Here is a 16,345-nt window from a genome sequence, read left to right as displayed (position 1 = left end):
TCAGCGACTTTCCAAACAGGCTCTCAGATCCTGCCGCGCCGCTGGGTGGTTGAACGGACATTCGCATGGCTGGGACGGTGCAGGCGGCTCGCCAAAGACTGGGAACAATCCATTGCTTCCTCAACCGCATGGACATGGAGGGATCGAAGAACCGTTGATTGATGTACGTGTCCCGTGATTTCTGGGTTTTGTCGATTTGATTGACGGTTTTTGCGATGCTCTCTGCTCTGCGTTTTGAGCAGATCGGGGCTGTACCCCTCTGGATGACTACGCGCTCGCGCTGATCTTCTGCAGGAAGAGAAAGCGGCGCATATTGTAGACGATATTGGCCAGCCCGATCCTCATGGTGGACCGGGTGATACCGACAGTTCGGATGAACAGTCCCGTCTGCGACTTCTGATCGGCAAAGACATGCTCGACACGGGACCGGATCACGGACTTTCCTGCATTGGACCGCTGGATATGGCGGGGCATGGGTTTGAGATGCGGCTTCTTCCTGTGAACCTTTGAGACAAAGACCTGCTTTTCCATGAAGTCTTCGTTGGCTTTTGAGCGATAGGCTGTGTCAGCCCAGACGTTTGAGGCCGTATTGGTTTTATCCAGCAGCCCCTCTCTCAATCGCGCGCCATCATTGGCGGCGGCATGCGTTGTTTTCCATTTCCGGATGAACCGGTATTTCCGATCGATGGAAACATGCGATTTATAGCCAAAGAACGGGATAGCGAGATCCGTTGTGGGGGTTGTTCCGTCATCCTGACGCTTCGCCTTCGTAAACTTCAGTGTCCAGCGCGCATGACGATCCTTGTGCGACAGCTTTGACGGCTTGTACTGCCAGTTTTCGGGAATACGGCCTGCCCGGAGGTCGGCTTTCTCGGCGTTGGTATTGCGCTGCTTTGGAGCAGCCACCAGTGTGGCATCCAGGATCTGGCCCGACATCGGCAGATAGCCTGCGTGCCGCAGCATTGTATCAAAGCGATTGAACAGACCCTCGATCGCTCCCGCCTGGGTCAGGCGTTCACGGAACAGCCAGATTGTTTTGGCATCCGGAACTCGATCTGAAAGCCCCAGCTCAAGGAAGCGCATGAAGGACAGGCGGTCGTTGATCAGATACTCCGTGCGCTCATCAGACAAATTGTTGAGCGTCTGGATGACCAGGATCTTGAACATTAGCAACGGATCAAATGGCGGTCGCCCGCCTTTGCTTCCATCTGAATAGGCCAGAGCCTTCTCCAGATCAGGACGGAACGCTTCAAAATCTACAGTCCGGGAAAATGCTTCGAGCTGATCGCCAAGCCCGCTTAACCGGGCAAGCCGCTCTTCAACGTCAAAAAATCCCGGCTGCTTCATCTTCCATCATCCTCAATCAACGCAGGACAGATGGAATCACACAGATAGGACCAGAACCAGAGGGTTTTTCGAACCCTCCAATTGATCCGGACAAGGAAGGACTGGTCGAACCGCTTGATCCTTCGGATGTGGATGCGAACCCCCATGCGGATTGAATCAGTCTCCGGAAGGGCTCGTGGCCCTTCCGGCGCACATCCGGGTCAGAGCCGGTGCCAGCGTGGCAGACGACAGGACAATATTTTGGCATGATCTCGCACGGCCTTTGGCAAGGCCGATGTCAGCTGGTTTTCGTGGTCTCCCAACGACCAGCCCAAGGCCTTGGCCATGTGCGTGCGGTCGGCGACAGGCAGGAATTTTCGGACCACGGCGACGGTCGTCGCTTCCGGGTCTGACGCGGTTCTCCAGCGAGAAACCCGATCGTAAATCCGGTGGTCGGCCGCCCGACGCATGAGGCCGTCATATCCCTGGTTTTTTCCTGGTCGTCGAGATAGTCGGCCAGCAGGACCGCCAGCTCTGTACCGATCTGAACGCTCGGAAGCGACATAATTCTGTTCGGCCTGTCCGTGTGAAGAGTCATGATGCAGTCCTCAGGCCGGCGCGCGTGTCGCCCGATGTCAGAGCCGTCGCATCCAGAGGGCTGACGCTCAAGCCCGAAACAGTGGCGGTGACGTCGACATGCACGGACCCGAACAGATGCAGGAGGGCGGCCTGAGGTATATAGGCGCCCTTGACGGCTGCGGAGGTCCGGCCGTCCATAAGGATCGGGTCGACAAGGATCGGGCACCCTGACTGGCGGCCTAATATCTCGATGGCGCGGGCCAGTGGCATGGATGGGATGTTTACCGGCTGCTTTTCTGTCTCGCACGACAGCACATCATGCGGCGCATGAGCCGATGCCGGCGAGGCCATTCCGACCAGCAGCATGAGGACGAGACCGACAGCGACGTGTGGTCTCTCCCTATGCCGAAGGCGCCGAGGTTGCTTGGCCGTCTGTTCCGCTCGCTCCGTCTTTCCCGCGGAATGCGACCAAACTGGCCGCATTGTCCCCCGTGAACGGGGCACGGGGGAATGGTTATTCCAATAGTCCTGAAGCGCCTTCAGGTTGAGAAAATGGATAAAACTCGACATCTCCCTGTTCTCTCTGCTTTCGACCTCACCTTCAGAGACGCGGGGCCTCCGATGGAAGGCCCCGCTCCACCCTCTCATTCCTGCGGTCGTTCCAGAAAAGACGGCGTTTCCGCTCGGAGAAGGCGTTTCTGATCTACCCGGCGCTGTCAGTGCCTTACGCCGCGACCGGAACTGGCGGTGCGGCTCTCGCCCGCACGGAGAGACGGAACGCGAGATCAGAAGCCAGGGGATCACACCCGGCAGGGGCGACCGCGCCCGCCTGGACCAGGCGTTCCAGCGTGGAGCGAAGTCTGATCCCCGGTATACCGGTATGGGCCACCAGAGACGTCAGCGTCACGCCACGTCCGTCATGACCGAGGCGGCGGAGCACGGAGAGGACACGCGGAGCGAGCGGATCGTCTCCGAAAAGGGGGCGCGTTACCATGATACGCCTCCCTCCAGTCGGTTGCGCCATCTCCGGGCGGCTGTGCGCAGGGAGCGGCGATAGCGGGAATAAAGTCCTTTCAGTGTCGACATCCACATCCTCCGATTAAAGCAACATGGACTCCAGTTGTCTGGCTCACAGAGCCTATGCCGGACCCGATGGCGTCCGGCGAAAGCAAGATTGGAAGAGATGCTTGCCTCGTCAAGGGGGCACGAAATGCAGATTCTTTTTCATGAATAATTTTATTATTTATATTTGTATTTATTTTTGTGGCGGTGTTGCGGACGGAAATTACAGGGGTTTTGTTGATATTCGTTAACCATCATGGCGATGATCGCGGAAAATCAATATATTTTCCTTCTATGATGGTGGCCCGGGGTTTTCCGGCCACCACCTGTTTTAGAGAGCGCTTCCAGCGCGTCCGTTTGTCGGGACTTCCGTCCGCGTCTCGACGGCGGGCGTCAGAGCCGTGGAACCAGTCTTTTGACCTCCGGGATCGTCAACTGCCATCGGCGCGGGGAGCGTCGCACAGGACTTGCTTCCGGTGCGTGACACATGAACGATTGGCGCCGCCTGACCGTTTGATGTGATCGTGATCGTCTGCGTACAGGCGCTGGGTCCACCGGTGCTGACCGCCTCGAAACGCTGCCAGGACATGCTCTGTTTCGGGAGGTCATGACCAACAGCCGGAACGGCGCGCAGGACGCCGTCCAGCCGCGAGCCCAATGTCCGATCGACCGCCTCCATGAGAGCCATATTGCGTGCCATCATGCGATCAACGGCCTCGAACATGTCGATATCAGGCATTTCCGCTGTCGTTGCGATGCCCGGGACCGGGACCAGGATACCGACCTGGTGTCCCCGTGCATCAACGACGCGCAACGTATCCTGAGCCTGCGCAGGCAGGGCAGCCGCGCCGCAGGCCAGTGTAGCAACAAAGGTGCCGGCCTGAATCATACGAGAAAAATGCATTTTGGAATCCTCCGTGTCTGTTAAGCAGTGTCGGACGACGCGGAAAATATGGAGCGCCAAGAATTAGCCCGCAAGGAGTTAAATGGTGATATCTAGAGACCTTCCGGTGCTGCTCACGACGGTCGAACTGACGTGGATCGAGATGCAGGTGGAACGCTGGCTGCGCTTCGGGCGACCGGTCGCGGACACGATCCTCGACCGTCAGCGGCGCGTGCTCAGTTTCGCCCCCGGCAGCGTGTTCGCCTTCGTTCGCTGGGCCGCCAACGAGTATGGCACGGTTGAATCGCACATTGACATCGTGCGCACGGTCGGCTCCGGCGAAGACTACCAGACCGTCCCGTACGTGCAGCCGGGTGGCGAGGTATTGCTGCACCAGAGTTCATGGCCGCGCGTCCAGCGTGTGCTGGAAGCGATCGACGCGGTCGAGGCGCAGGACATCGACCCGACAGAGGTCAGTCCCGACTACTGGCGGCATGTGCATCATCGGCTGGAGGCACGGCAACAGCCCGACGCCTATACCAAAGCACGGCATCGGGCATGGCTGCGTCGTCGCGCGTTGCAGTGACCGTTCTGCCCGCGTCTGGCCGACTGAGGTTTTCGCCGTGCTCCTTCTTCTCTTTCCGGCCAGCTTTTCCATCCTCCTGTCGCGTTCGTTTTGTGCCGGGACAACGCGGCGCTTCGCGCCGCGAGCGGAAGGCGTCGGGTGCGCCGCCGCGTGCATTTTTGTCAACTTCGGGCGTGTTTCAGATGCCATTCCGATGAACGACCCCGGCGTTCAGTGACACGAGTTTTCCCGCGTCCTGAACACCATCCGCATGCGCTGAACGGGCGGCCCGGATGCGCGACGAACGCAGGCTGACCGATTGGTCATCGTCGCCGGAAGTGTCGCCAGTTTGACGGTCCCCAGTCATGCGCGGATGTCGATTCCGATCGCGTCCGGCGCATGATTTTGACGTGTTCACGGCACGTCATAAGACACACGGAAGACAGGTCGCGGCGCAGCCTTTCGACGTTCCGTTCGCGTGGTGTCGAGAGGCAATCTGTGGCAGGCTTTACCAGTCCCCCCGGTCAGGCTGGGAGTGGGCATCAGATTCGGAAAAGCCGAATTCAGAGGACGGAAAGAGGAAAAAACGTGAGAGTGCCAGCCGTAATCGGGCCTGAGCGGTCGTCGTCGATTGGCGGTCTCCCGGGCCGGAAAGAAGGTAGAGTTGCCGCGGTGAAACAGCAGCGCGGGAGGCGTGCGATGGAATTCTTTTGCGGTCTCGATGTGTCGATCGACGAAACGGCGGTCTGTGTGGTGGACGAGCAGGGCACCGTGCATCTGGAAACGACGGTGGCCACGGACCCGGCTGCGCTCAGGGATGCCGTGAAGCCGTTCCTGCCGCGCCTGCGCCGTATGGGTCACGAGGCAGGTTCCCTGTCGCCCTGGCTGCATCCGGAGATGCTGGCGCTGGGCCTGCCGGCGGTCTGCCTGGAGACGAAACACGTGCGGGCGGCGATGTCGGCGCAGCGCAACAAGACCGACAAGGCGGACGCGCTGGGGATCGCGCATATCGTGCGCACCGGCTGGTTCCGGACGGCCCATATCAAGAGCGAAGCAAGCTATCGGCTGCGTCTGATCCTGACCCAGCGCAGCACGCTCAAGCGCAAATTCATGGATCTCGAGAATACGATCCGCCATTCGCTCAAGGCGTTCGGTATCCGCCTGGGCACGGTCTCGCGGGCGCGCTTCGACACCGCCGTTCGCGAGGCCGTGGCGCAGGACGCGCTGACCCGCGATCTCATGGAGGCGATGCTGCGGGCGAAGGCCGTGCTCTGGGAAGAATATACCCGGCTGCACAAGCTGGTGGTGCGGATCGTCGCGGGTGACGAGGTGTGCCGGCGGTTCATGGCCATTCCGGGGGTGGGGCCGGTGACCGCGCTTGGCGTGATGACGGCGATCGACGATCCGTCGCGCTTCCGGCGCTCGCGCGACGTCGCGGCGTATTTCGGCCTGACGTCGCGGCGCTGGCAGTCGGGTACCAGCATCGATGTGCAGGGACGCATCAGCAAGGCCGGCGATCCGGAGGTGCGGCGGTCCCTCTATGAAGCGGCGTCGGTCCTGCTGACGCGTTTCAAGGGGCGCGACAAGCTGCGGACCTGGGGCCTGGAACTGGCGAAACGGTCCTGCCATCGCAAGGCGGCGGTCGCCGTGGCGCGCAAGATGGCCGTGATCATGCATGCCATGTGGCTCGACGGAACGGTCTATGACGGCGGTCCGGCCGTCGATCCCGAAGAGCGGGCCCGTCATATCGCTTGCAAGAACCGCAAATTGCCGCGGGCGCTCGCGTGAGTGTCCAGCTGCAAAGGAATGTTCCGCCGCGTGTCGGGATGACCGCGGCGTTCTGAACAGGGAGATCCGCCAAGGCGGATGGGGAAGGGTGCAGTCGAGGACGACGGGAAGCACGATATCTTGCCTGGAGCACGCGCAGGTGAACGCCTCGTGGGACTCCGCTCGAGTGCCTGTGATGCTGCCCCGTGAATCCGATGGCAAAATGCGCCACGACGAAAGGCCGGCCGCCCATCCACGGATGGGGCGGCATATCAGTCGTCGCTGAGCGCGGAAGAGTGCACGGCGTGCCACGAACCCTCAGTCAGGGCCGAGATGCCAGTCCAGGAGCAGAACTGTGATCGTGAAAGGAAGCTAAAGGAAAACGAAGAATGAAAAACTTGACCAAAAAACCCGCCCGATTAAGAGGGCAAGGTAAAAGCAGCGCCCGTTCGGGGCCGCATGTGGTTGGTTTGATTGGGGAATTTGTCCTCTCACGATGCAGCGCCTGCGGCTCTTCGGACAATTTCCCTAATCTTTTCAACGATCCGGGCGCCGTCAGGCGCACATCGCAGCGGAGAGCGGGCCATGGCGACGCGCGATGACAGCCTGACTGTCCGGCCCGGACGCATCCAGCATGGCAACCAGGGCGCGCGACCGAAGTCCTTCGTCGGTGAGGTCATGCGTGCCGCGAAAAGGGCCGGTCATACCGGCACCCGGTTCGGCGCGAAGGGCAGGGGAGGCGGCGGTGGTTCCCGTTTCGGGCGGGGCCGACGTGCAGCACTATCCATGCGGCTGCGCGGCAACGCCCGTCGGGTCGTGGTCAAGGCGCGCGTTGTTCGTCAGCAGGGCACGCGCTTCCGGTCGGCGCCGCTCGCCCGGCACATCGCCTATCTCAGGCGCGAGGGCGTGACCCGCGACGGCGCCAGGGCCCATCTGTTCGATGCCGGTTCCGACGAAGCGGACAGCAAGGCCTTCGCGGAGCGCTGCTCCGACGACCGGCATCATTTCCGCTTCATCGTCTCGCCCGAGGACGCGGCGCGGATGGAGGATCTGCGGGGTTTCGCGCGTGAACTGATGCAGGACATGGAGCGCGACCTGGGCACCAAGCTGGACTGGGTCGGGGTCGACCACTGGAACACCGACAACCCGCATGTCCACATCCTGGTGCGCGGCGTGGCCGATGACGGCAAGGATCTGGTGATCAGCCGCGCTTATATAAGTCAGGGCATGCACAACCGCGCCGCCGAACGGGTGACGCTGGAGCTGGGCCCGCGCAGCGAACAGGACATCCGCACCGCCCTGGAGAGGGAGATCGGCGCCGACCGCTGGACCAGCCTCGATCGCGCGCTGCAGGACATCAGCGACCAAGGGGGCGGCATCGTCGATCTGCGGCCGGGCGCGGGTGCCGAAGACCCGCAACTGCGGCGCCTGCTGGTTGGCCGGGCGACCAAGCTGGAAGGGCTTGGCCTGGCCGAACGAGTCGGGGTAGCGCGCTGGGCTCTCAAGCCGGGGCTGGAGGTGACGCTGCGCGATCTTTCCATCCGGGGCGACATCATCAAGACCATGCACCGCGCGATGGTCGGCGGCGGGGTGGAACCCGATGTCGCGGGTTTCGCGATCCACGGCGAGACGCTGGCCGATCCCGTCATTGGCCGGCTGGTCGAGCGCGGGCTGGATGACGAACTGAAAGGCTCCGGCTACGTGGTCATAGCCGGCACCGACGGGCGGACGCATCATGTCCGCTTCCCCGATCTGGAGTTGACCGGCGATGCCAGGACCGGTGCGATTGTCGAGACCCGGAGTTGGGAGGATGCCAAAGGCACGCAGTGCCTGTCACTGGCGACGCGCTCGGACTTCACGCTGGCCGAGCAGGTGACGGCACCCGGTGCAACCTGGCTAGATCGCCAGTTACTCGCAAAAGAGCCGGCACTGGCCAATGCGGGCTTCGGCGCGGAGGTCCGCGCGGCGATGGCGCGGCGGATCGACCATCTGGCGTCCGAGGGGCTGGCCCGGCGGCAGGGCGAACGGGTGGTGTTCGCACCTGATCTGATCGGCACCCTGCGTCAGCGCGATCTTGATCAGGCGGTTGCCAGATTGGCGGCGCAGACCGGGCTGGAGCACCGGCCCGCGCGGGAGGGCGAGATCGTCTCGGGGGTCTATCGCCAGCGGGTCGATCTGTCCTCCGGCCGCTTCGCGATGGTCGATGACGGGCTGGGCTTCCAGCTCGTGCCGTGGCGTCCGGCGCTGGAGCAGAAGCTCGGCCGCCATGTTAGCGGCACGATGTCGCCGGGAGGCAGTGTCGACTGGAATCTCGGCCGCAAGCGTGGACTCGGATTGTAGGTCGTCGCATTGGGCATGCGCGAAGATGGCCGAACACTACTGACCGCCCCTTTCCCAGCTATATCCGGGATAGCGTGGGCACAGTCCGGTCGTTGGTCACATTACCCGTGTTGAGGGTCGTGTTCGGCTCCAGGAGGACAACATGGCATTCATCGCCGAGGGCCTCGGGGCAATGCTCCACCCCATGTGGCACGATGATGAATTCGCCGGCTTCGATGTCGATGTCGCGATCCCGGAAATGCATGCGCAAGATCCCGGAGACGACCAGGAACAATTCATCCTCATGCTCGTGATGGTGCCAGTCGAACGTGCCCTTGAATTTTGCTAGCTTGATTTGGGAGGTGTTGATCTCACCCGCCACGCGGGGGCTCCAGTAATCGGAAAATGTCGCAAAGGCCTGCGCCAGGTTTATCTTTTCCATCAGAAGGTTCTCCATCAGATCTGGGACAGGATAGTCTGGGCATGGGCGATCTGGTCCGAAAGATCCGGCGGCGCCGGAAACGCGCCGTCGAGCAGCGCCGTGCCGACCGTGAAACCGGCGGCCCCTGCCGACGCGGCGGCCCGAATCCGTTCCGTCCGGTCGAGCGAGCCGGCGACGATGACGGGCTTGTCCGCCACGGCTTCGCAGACCCGTCGCATCAGGTTCGGCACGTCCCCAGCGAACCGATAGGCCAGCAGATCCAGTCCATGCACGCCGGGCCGAGAGGCAAGATCGACGGCGCTGCGCACGATTTCGGCTTCGGTTCCCTCAAGGATGCTGGGATGACCGCTGATTCGGCCGGGAAAGGGGTAATAGCGGATCGTCGTGCCGTCCAGCAGCGGCAACACGTCATCGACATGCGTCCCGCCCAGCAGATAATCGACACCCAGTGCGATGCCGGCCCGCACCGAGCGCAGCTCGCTCTCGCGATCGAGCGAGACGACTTCCAGATAAATCTTCGCCCCGGCCTGCCGGATCGTGGCCGCCAGCGCCTGGAGGGCCGGAAACGGCAGGCCGATATCCTTGAACCCGATATGGCGGACCCCCGCGGTTCGGGCGGTTTCGACCAGATCGGCCGCATTCTCCACCGTCCGGTCGTTGCGGGTCAGCATGAAAATGAAATCGGGTCGGATCATGTCGCGGCTCCGGTGAGGCGAAGGGCGTAATCGAATGCCGTCTCCAGGCTGGACGGATCGGCGACGCCGCGTCCCGCGATATCGAAGGCGGTACCGTGGTCGGGACTGGTGCGCACGAAGGGCAGGCCGAGCGTGATGTTCACGCCCTGCGCCAGGCCCATATATTTCACCGGGATCAGCCCCTGATCATGGTACTGCGCCACCACGACGTCGAAGCGCCTCTCGCGCGCCTGCATGAACACCGTGTCGCCGGGCCAGGGGCCGGATGCATCGATGCCCTCCCGCCGGGCCTGAGCGATGGCGGGCGCGATGATAAGGGCTTCCTCGCCGCCGAACAGGCCGCCTTCCCCGGCATGGGGGTTGAGACCCGCCACGGCTACGCGCGGACGTTCGATGCCTAGCACTACAGTTGCGTTTTTGCCCTGAGGCGCGAGAGGTATGCTGCGGCCTGATGAGCACGTCGAAAGAACGACCATCGGAGGATATGCTCGATGGAGGCGCGGCTTCGGGTAATTTTCACGGCGAGGCGGCGGATTTCCTGGATTGACCAGCGGATGAGCGGCCGCGTTTGTGCAACTGGCTTTTTTTGAGCGCCATGGCGTTGGCCTGGGACCGCACAGCGGCCATCATGGCGTAAGCCAGCATGACCAACGAGACGTGACGGTGCCAGCCATGCCAGGAACGGGTTTCATTATGGTCGAGTCCGAATTCGTTCTTGGCGGTCTCGAACCCTTCCTCGATTCGCCAGCGCGTGCCCTCGACACGCACCAAGATCTCAAGCGGTGTTCCCTGAGGGCACCAGGTCGTGAAATATGCCAGATCGCCATCGGAGGGATTACGCCGGACCAGCAGCCCACGGGTCCATATCCCGGTTGAGATACCTGAATATTCGGAGGCCTCGAGATCGGCCATCGGGCAATACAGCCAGTCATACAGTCGTTCGCCCTTGGTGCCGCGTCCGGCGGAACAGCGGACCCAGGTCTCGTCCGGCAGGGTCTTGATGATTTCGCGCGCCTCGCCGGACCAGTGGATGTCCGGACGCCAGGAATGGAACCAGTGATTGGCGTTGACGCCAAGGACGAAGCCTTTGCCTGCGCGGCGCAAAGCCATTTCCAGTTCACCGACGCCATAGACGCTGTCGCCAGCCACCCACCGGAACGGCACATCGGCCGCAAGCGCCCGGCCGATCATCGCGGTGGCCAGGGACGGTTTGCTGGCAAACGTGACATCGCCCGGCACATGGGCCGCCGCCAACCGCTCAGGCTTTTCAGTCCAGGCTTTCGGCAGATACAAAGCCCGGTCGAGAAAAGCATGCCCCTTGTCAGAGACATAGGCTGCGAACACGCCAATCTGGCAATTCGTGATCTTGCCGGCAGACCCGGTATATTGCCGTCCCACTCCGCATGATGCAGAGCCCTTCTTGAGGAAACCAGTCTCGTCGACCACCAGTACCGCGTCGGCATCCCCCAGATGCTCGACAACATGATCGCGCACGACGTCCCGCAATGCATCGGCGTCCCAATGCCCGCGTCCAAGCAGGGCCTGCTGTCGCCATGGCCCCGGATCGCCCGCAGCTTCAGCCCGCATCCAGCCGGTCTTGCGCGGCTCGTTGCCCAGTAGTGTTTCCAGAAACCGGCCTGCCGATGCCGCCACCCGCTCCTGGCCGAATACCGGGCGCATTCGCTCCTTGGCGTCCCGCAGCGCCTCCAGCGTCAGAGCCAGAACATCCTCGACCGAAGCTGCGCTATTCATCTCGTTCAGAATCATGGTTACCCATAGATTCAGAACTCTCAGAAAAACGCAACTGTAGTGCTAGTGCCCGCGCGCCCGCGTGGGCGAGGCGGATCGCCGCCATCTGCGCGGATTGATCGGCGCGTCGGATCGCATCCCGCAGCGAGCAATGGGTGGTCACCAGCACGACGCGGATGTCCTCATTCGCCAGCATCATGGCGACACCTGCGCCACCGGCCTGCTCGGCGAGGATTTCGGTGTGGCCGGGGTAACGCAGGCCGGCGGCGGCGAGGGCTTCCTTGTGGATCGGCGCGGTGACGATGCCCCGGACGGCACCGGTTTTTGCCAGCCGGATGGCGGCAATGATTGCCGCATAGGCGGCGCGGCCGCTTTCGGCGCTGATCCGGCCTATGGGCGGCAGGGAAACGCCTTCTGATGACACCAGGACATTCAGCTCCCCGTCATCGAACCGGGCTTCCGCCGATGTTGGGATCCGGCGCACGCGCGCCGCCGGATCAAGTGCGGCCAGTGCGTGGCGCATCACCAGCGGATCGCCGACGACGATCCACCGCCGTTGCGCCGGTCGCCGCAGGAACATCCGGGCCACGATTTCCGGCCCGATCCCGGCGGGATCGCCCATCGTGATGGCCAGCGGCCGGGTGTGGCAGGAGGATGGTGCGGTCATGATGGTGAGAATAGCGGAACGGTGCCGGAGGAAAATCGATATGAACTGACCTATTTTGGTGATAAAAACTGACCAATGAAGCGATCCGATATCCCGTCGTTGGACGATCTGCGCGCCTTCGCGGCGGTGGTCCGCCTGGGCTCGGTGCGGGCGGCTGCTGTGGAACTGGCCCTGACGCATGGGGCGGTCAGCCGCCGGGTGTCCAAGCTGGCCGCCGAATTGAACCTGACATTGCTGGAACCGGACGGGCGCGGCGTGCGGCCGACCCGGGATGGCGCGCGGCTTGCACGAGCGGCGACCGACGCGCTGGGCGGGATCGCGGCAACGCTGGTCGAGATCAGGTCGTCCGCCGCCACGCCGCCGATCGTGCTGTCCTGCGAGCGGTCGCTGGCGATGCGCTGGCTGATTCCCCGCCTATCGGACTTCCAGGATCGGCATCCCGGCATCGATGTGCATCTGTCCACTGGTGGCGGGGCGCTGGATTTCGCGAGGGAACGGATTACGCTGGCGATCCGGCGCCTCGATTTCCCGCTCGATCCCGATTGGGCCGTCACCACGCTCGTGCCGGAAACGGTCGGGCCGGTGGTGCGGCCCGACATGGCGGCGCAGTTAGCGGGCGGAGACTATCTGGCGCTTGGATCCCGGACCCGGCCCGAGGCGTGGAAGAACTGGTTGACGTCCCGGCCCGACGTTCCCGTACCGCGCGACGTCCGTTTATACGACCATCATTTCATGATGCTGGAAGCTGCCGCCAGTGGCCTGGGCATCGCCCTGTCGCCCCGGATCATCGCGGCGGACGATATCGCGAGCGGGCGGCTGCTGGCGCCGGTCGGGTTCGATGCCGATGGGACATCCTACGGGCTGATCCGGCCCAGGAGCGCGCAGATGACGGAAAGCATGGAGGTTCTCGAAAGATGGCTCACGCACCATGCCGGGTAATCTATTTGGACGAGACCGTGAGATGGAGGACTCTCTGAAGACTCAAATGGCAGTTTATGCCATTATATGCCATCGTGACCCAAAGGGAGGATGACGATGGCCTCGATGAACGTCTCCGTGCCGGACCCGATGCGCGACTGGGTACAGCGCCGTATCGACAGCGGGCAATATGCCAGCGTGAGCGACTATGTACGTGACCTGATCAGGCGCGACCAGACACAGGCCGAGGAACGGCAGGCTCTGGTCGAGGCCCTGGTCCAGGGCGAACGGAGCGGTGTGAGCAAACGCACAATCCCCGATATCCTCGCGGCGATGAAGACGGCCCCCGACGCGACGGATGCCTAGCTACACGCTTTCCGGCGAAGCGGATTCCGACATTCAGGCCATCATTGCTCTCTCGATCCGGAACTGGGGATGGGCGCGCGCCGAGCGCTATATCCTCGACCTGCACGCGGCCTTCGAGACGCTGGCGACCTATCCTGACATGGGAGCAGATATCGGCGACCTGCGGCCCGGCTATTTCCGCTTCGTCCATGACAGCCATGCCGTTTTCTATCGGAAGGCGGGAGAGCGGATTTTCGTCGTTCGTGTCCTGCACCAGCGCCAAGAGCCGAAACACTACCTCTGACCGCGCGAGGTGAGGAATCGCTGCGCAGGTCGGCTGCGTGACGGGTGGCTAGGCATCATCGGTACCTCCGATTTTTGTCCGGAGCTATCCGGGAAGCCGACGACCTCGACTTGGGTCTTGAAGCCCGTGGCGCCGCTCCCCTTGATCGGTGATTGCCATGAACCAGACCAAGATCCTCTGGGGTTCGGTGTTTGCCGTCAGCACCGTGATCCTCGCCTTCACCTGGGCCGCGACGCAGTGGACTGCTTGGCGGCTCGGCTTCCAGCCGCAGCTCGGCGCCCCGTGGTTCACGCTGGTCGAGTGGCCGGTCTATTATCCGCCAGAATTCTTCTGGTGGTGGTTCGCCTACGACGCCTACGCCCCGGACATCTTCACCATCGGCGGCTATATCGCGGCCTCGGGTGGGATCGCCGCCGTCATCGTCGCGATCACTCTGTCCGTCTGGCGTGCCCGTGAAAAGAAACGCGCTACCACCTACGGCTCGGCGCATTGGGCCGACCCGCGCGAGATCCGTCGCGCCGGGCTGCTCGCTCCCGATGGGGTTGTGCTGGGTCGCTCGGCTGATGCCTATCTCCGTCATGATGGGCCGGAGCATGTGCTGTGCTTTGCACCGACCCGCTCGGGCAAGGGCGTCGGTCTGGTGGTGCCGACGCTGCTGACCTGGCCGGGCGCGGCCATTGTCCATGACATCAAGGGCGAGAACTGGGCGCTGACCGCGGGCTGGCGTTCGCGCTTCGGCCGGGTGCTGCTGTTTGATCCGACCAACCTTGCCAGCGCGGCCTACAATCCGCTGCTGGAGGTCCGGCGCGGCGAGCGCGAAGTCCGCGACGTGCAGAACATCGCCGATGTGCTGGTCGATCCCGAGGGCGCCCTGGAGAAGCGCAACCATTGGGAGAAGACCAGCCACGCCCTGCTGGTCGGTACCATCCTGCATGTCCTCTACGCCGAGGAGGATAAAACCCTGGCCGGGGTCGCCAATTTTCTCTCCGACCCCAAGCGGGCGATCGAGACCACGCTGCGCGCCATGATGACCACGCCGCATCTCGGCGCGAAGGGCGTGCATCCGGTGGTGGCAAGTTCGGCGCGGGAACTGCTGAACAAGAGCGATAACGAGCGCTCGGGCGTCCTCTCCACTGCGATGTCGTTCCTTGGCCTCTATCGCGATCCGGTCGTGGCCCATGTGACGCGCCGCTGCGACTGGCGCATTCGCGATCTTGTCGCCGGCACCCATCCGGCGACGCTCTATCTGGTGGTGCCCCCTTCGGACATCAGCCGCACCAAGCCGCTGGTCCGCCTGGTGCTGAATCAGATCGGCCGCCGGCTGACCGAGGAACTGGAGGCAAAACGCCGCCATCGGCTGCTGCTGATGCTTGATGAGTTCCCGGCGCTGGGGCGGCTGGATTTCTTCGAGAGCGCTCTGGCTTTCATGGCAGGCTATGGGATCAAGAGCTTTCTGATTGGCCAGAGCCTGAACCAGATCGAGAAAGCCTACGGCCAGAACAATTCGATCCTCGACAATTGTCATGTCCGGGTCAGCTTCGCGACCAATGACGAGCGGACCGCCAAACGGGTGTCCGATGCACTCGGCACCGCGACCGAGATCCGGGACGCAAAGAACTATGCCGGGCATCGTCTGTCGCCGTGGCTGGGGCATCTGATGGTAACGCGTCATGAGACGGCACGCCCGCTATTGACGCCGGGCGAGATCATGCAGCTTCCGCCTGACGACGAACTGGTGCTGGTGTCTGGTTGGCCGCCGATCCGGGCGCGCAAGGCGCGTTATTTCGACGATGCCGAACTGAATGCGCGTATCCTCCCGCCACCCCGGTTTGAGCCGCCGTCGTCTCCGGAGGGAACGCCGCCCATTGGACCGCAGCCGGCGGGGGACTGGGCCGACGTGGTGCAGCCGACGACGCCGGGCAACGGAGACGACGACCCCGCCAATGCCGGCATTCGCCGGGAGCCGGAACTGCCGGAGCAGGAGGAGGTGGTGCAGGCACCGAGGACGCCGGTCCATGAATTTGACCCACCCGAGGGAGACCCGGAGGATGATGCCACACGGGCACAGACCCTGCGACGCGGGGAGCGGGCGCTCGCGCGGCAGGTGTCGCTCGATCCTGGCGACCGGATGGGCCTGTGACAGCGATGCGGATCAAGCACACGATCCGGCTGCCGGCTGATCTCAGTGTCAGGCTCGCCGATTATGCTGCGCGCAAGAAGGTGCCGCAGGCGCTGATCGTGGAAACGGCGCTGGCATCGTTCCTGTCGCCGGACGGCCCGGAACGGCTAGAAGCCGCGTTGGCGCGGCGGCTGGACCGGATGACGCGGCAGTTGGAACGCATGGAGCGGCGGGTCACGATTTCGAATGAATCGCTCGCTGTGTTCGTACGGTTCTGGCTCACCAGCACGCCGCCGCTGCCGGATGCAGTTCTTGCTGCTGCGCGGAGCAAAGGGCGGGAGCGGTATGACGGGTTCATTGAAGCGGTCGGGCGCAGGCTCGCGCACGGTACGACCCTGGATGACGAGGTAAGGTTAGATATGACGACTGCGGCTGAGGAACAGGAGGCCTGATGTCGTGACAATAGGTCTGTGAAGGTAACTCAATGTTCGTTTGACGACAGTTACGTGGAGAAACGTGGGAGCAGAGGTCTGAAATTTTCCTTCCTAGATCCAGATGTGAATTAGGAAGGTCTGTTTCGACAAGAAGGTTTCTAGATAATTTCT

Annotated in this window: 15 protein-coding genes and 2 pseudogenes; 9 read left to right on the top strand and 8 right to left on the bottom strand. The window is 63.0% G+C overall.

Annotated elements, in window-relative coordinates; all coding sequences use genetic code 11:
- Nucleotides 1–18: 18 nt before the first annotated feature.
- A pseudogene (locus GDIA_RS18565) lies at nt 19–162 on the top strand (transposase); the annotation flags it as partial.
- Nucleotides 163–267: 105 nt separating this feature from the next.
- Here GDIA_RS18565 and GDIA_RS08770 read toward each other — a convergent pair.
- The 3 genes from GDIA_RS08770 to GDIA_RS08760 all read right to left on the bottom strand — a co-directional run bounded on the left by GDIA_RS08770 (nt 268) and on the right by GDIA_RS08760 (nt 3,871).
- Nucleotides 268–1,347, bottom strand: a complete 1,080-nt coding sequence (locus GDIA_RS08770) for an IS5 family transposase (protein ID WP_012224911.1) — start codon at nt 1,345–1,347, stop codon at nt 268–270.
- 573 nt (nt 1,348–1,920) lie between these two features.
- Entirely contained in the window at nt 1,921–2,271 is a 351-nt protein-coding gene (locus GDIA_RS19660; RefSeq protein ID WP_231854246.1) for a hypothetical protein, read from the bottom strand.
- A 1,027-nt stretch (nt 2,272–3,298) separates the two neighbouring features.
- The gene (locus GDIA_RS08760; protein ID WP_041249340.1) at nt 3,299–3,871 is read right to left on the bottom strand and encodes a hypothetical protein; all 573 of its coding nucleotides are present in this window, start codon (nt 3,869–3,871) and stop codon (nt 3,299–3,301) included.
- 82 nt (nt 3,872–3,953) lie between these two features.
- On the opposite strand from GDIA_RS08760, the gene GDIA_RS08755 reads away from it, so the two are divergent.
- From GDIA_RS08755 to GDIA_RS08745, 3 genes are all read left to right on the top strand, one after another.
- A complete protein-coding gene (locus GDIA_RS08755) occupies nt 3,954–4,436 on the top strand; it encodes a DUF2840 domain-containing protein (RefSeq protein ID WP_012224920.1) in 483 nt (160 codons plus the stop codon).
- Nucleotides 4,437–5,114: 678 nt separating this feature from the next.
- Entirely contained in the window at nt 5,115–6,203 is a 1,089-nt protein-coding gene (locus GDIA_RS08750) for an IS110-like element ISGdi15 family transposase (protein ID WP_012222184.1), read from the top strand.
- 564 nt (nt 6,204–6,767) lie between these two features.
- Nucleotides 6,768–8,522 carry a relaxase/mobilization nuclease domain-containing protein gene (locus GDIA_RS08745; RefSeq protein WP_012553956.1) on the top strand — a complete coding sequence of 585 codons (1,755 nt, stop codon included), beginning with the start codon at nt 6,768–6,770 and terminating at the stop codon, nt 8,520–8,522.
- A 58-nt stretch (nt 8,523–8,580) separates the two neighbouring features.
- Here GDIA_RS08745 and GDIA_RS08740 read toward each other — a convergent pair whose 3' ends face one another.
- From GDIA_RS08740 to GDIA_RS08720, 5 genes and pseudogenes are all read right to left on the bottom strand, one after another.
- Nucleotides 8,581–8,943: a cupin domain-containing protein gene (locus GDIA_RS08740; RefSeq protein WP_012553955.1), complete on the bottom strand. Its 363-nt coding sequence runs from the start codon at nt 8,941–8,943 to the stop codon at nt 8,581–8,583.
- Between the two features lie 14 nt (nt 8,944–8,957).
- Nucleotides 8,958–9,638, bottom strand: coding sequence for a type 1 periplasmic-binding domain-containing protein (locus GDIA_RS08735; RefSeq protein ID WP_012553954.1), 681 nt, complete (start codon nt 9,636–9,638; stop codon nt 8,958–8,960).
- Nucleotides 9,635–10,081, bottom strand: a pseudogene (locus tag GDIA_RS08730) (PdxA family dehydrogenase); the annotation flags it as partial. The pseudogene GDIA_RS08730 and the gene GDIA_RS08735, both read right to left, overlap by 4 nt.
- Nucleotides 10,082–10,154: 73 nt before the next feature.
- A complete protein-coding gene (locus GDIA_RS08725; protein WP_012553139.1) occupies nt 10,155–11,405 on the bottom strand; it encodes an IS701-like element ISGdi12 family transposase in 1,251 nt (416 codons plus the stop codon).
- Nucleotides 11,383–12,009, bottom strand: coding sequence for a 4-hydroxythreonine-4-phosphate dehydrogenase PdxA (locus GDIA_RS08720; RefSeq protein ID WP_244455127.1), 627 nt, complete (start codon nt 12,007–12,009; stop codon nt 11,383–11,385). The genes GDIA_RS08725 and GDIA_RS08720 overlap by 23 nt, the downstream gene beginning before the upstream one ends.
- A 120-nt stretch (nt 12,010–12,129) precedes the next feature.
- Between GDIA_RS08720 and GDIA_RS08715 the strand changes: the two genes are divergently transcribed.
- The 5 genes from GDIA_RS08715 (at nt 12,130) to GDIA_RS08695 (ending at nt 16,192) form a co-directional block, all read left to right on the top strand.
- Nucleotides 12,130–12,993: a LysR family transcriptional regulator gene (locus GDIA_RS08715; RefSeq protein WP_012553953.1), complete on the top strand. Its 864-nt coding sequence runs from the start codon at nt 12,130–12,132 to the stop codon at nt 12,991–12,993.
- A gap of 96 nt (nt 12,994–13,089) precedes the next feature.
- Entirely contained in the window at nt 13,090–13,338 is a 249-nt protein-coding gene (locus tag GDIA_RS08710) for a type II toxin-antitoxin system ParD family antitoxin (protein ID WP_012553952.1), read from the top strand.
- On the top strand, nt 13,331–13,621 hold the full coding sequence (locus tag GDIA_RS08705) for a type II toxin-antitoxin system RelE/ParE family toxin (RefSeq protein WP_012553951.1): 291 nt from the start codon (nt 13,331–13,333) through the stop codon (nt 13,619–13,621). The genes GDIA_RS08710 and GDIA_RS08705 overlap by 8 nt, the downstream gene beginning before the upstream one ends.
- A gap of 157 nt (nt 13,622–13,778) precedes the next feature.
- Nucleotides 13,779–15,761 (top strand): conjugal transfer protein TraG, encoded by a 1,983-nt coding sequence (locus tag GDIA_RS08700; RefSeq protein WP_012553950.1) that lies wholly within the window; start codon nt 13,779–13,781, stop codon nt 15,759–15,761.
- A gap of 5 nt (nt 15,762–15,766) precedes the next feature.
- Complete coding sequence (locus GDIA_RS08695) at nt 15,767–16,192, top strand: hypothetical protein (protein ID WP_012553949.1); 426 nt, start codon at nt 15,767–15,769, stop codon at nt 16,190–16,192.
- Nucleotides 16,193–16,345 lie beyond the last annotated feature (153 nt).

The sequence above is a fragment of the Gluconacetobacter diazotrophicus PA1 5 genome (genome assembly GCF_000021325.1).
Classification (GTDB): domain Bacteria; phylum Pseudomonadota; class Alphaproteobacteria; order Acetobacterales; family Acetobacteraceae; genus Gluconacetobacter; species Gluconacetobacter diazotrophicus.
This window is presented reverse-complemented; position numbering and strand designations above follow the sequence as displayed.

Excerpts from the sequence above, each read along its gene's own strand:
- GDIA_RS08770 (WP_012224911.1), bottom strand. The coding sequence starts at position 1,347 with ATGAAGCAGCCGGGATTTTTTGACGTTGAAGAGCGGCTTGCCCGGTTA.
- GDIA_RS19660 (WP_231854246.1), bottom strand. The coding sequence starts at position 2,271 with ATGCTGCTGGTCGGAATGGCCTCGCCGGCATCGGCTCATGCGCCGCAT.
- GDIA_RS08760 (WP_041249340.1), bottom strand. The coding sequence starts at position 3,871 with ATGCATTTTTCTCGTATGATTCAGGCCGGCACCTTTGTTGCTACACTG.
- GDIA_RS08755 (WP_012224920.1), top strand. The coding sequence starts at position 3,954 with ATGGTGATATCTAGAGACCTTCCGGTGCTGCTCACGACGGTCGAACTG.
- GDIA_RS08750 (WP_012222184.1), top strand. The coding sequence starts at position 5,115 with ATGGAATTCTTTTGCGGTCTCGATGTGTCGATCGACGAAACGGCGGTC.
- GDIA_RS08745 (WP_012553956.1), top strand. The coding sequence starts at position 6,768 with ATGGCGACGCGCGATGACAGCCTGACTGTCCGGCCCGGACGCATCCAG.
- GDIA_RS08740 (WP_012553955.1), bottom strand. The coding sequence starts at position 8,943 with ATGGAAAAGATAAACCTGGCGCAGGCCTTTGCGACATTTTCCGATTAC.
- GDIA_RS08735 (WP_012553954.1), bottom strand. The coding sequence starts at position 9,638 with ATGATCCGACCCGATTTCATTTTCATGCTGACCCGCAACGACCGGACG.
- GDIA_RS08725 (WP_012553139.1), bottom strand. The coding sequence starts at position 11,405 with ATGATTCTGAACGAGATGAATAGCGCAGCTTCGGTCGAGGATGTTCTG.
- GDIA_RS08720 (WP_244455127.1), bottom strand. The coding sequence starts at position 12,009 with ATGGGCGATCCCGCCGGGATCGGGCCGGAAATCGTGGCCCGGATGTTC.
- GDIA_RS08715 (WP_012553953.1), top strand. The coding sequence starts at position 12,130 with ATGAAGCGATCCGATATCCCGTCGTTGGACGATCTGCGCGCCTTCGCG.
- GDIA_RS08710 (WP_012553952.1), top strand. The coding sequence starts at position 13,090 with ATGGCCTCGATGAACGTCTCCGTGCCGGACCCGATGCGCGACTGGGTA.
- GDIA_RS08705 (WP_012553951.1), top strand. The coding sequence starts at position 13,331 with ATGCCTAGCTACACGCTTTCCGGCGAAGCGGATTCCGACATTCAGGCC.
- GDIA_RS08700 (WP_012553950.1), top strand. The coding sequence starts at position 13,779 with ATGAACCAGACCAAGATCCTCTGGGGTTCGGTGTTTGCCGTCAGCACC.
- GDIA_RS08695 (WP_012553949.1), top strand. The coding sequence starts at position 15,767 with ATGCGGATCAAGCACACGATCCGGCTGCCGGCTGATCTCAGTGTCAGG.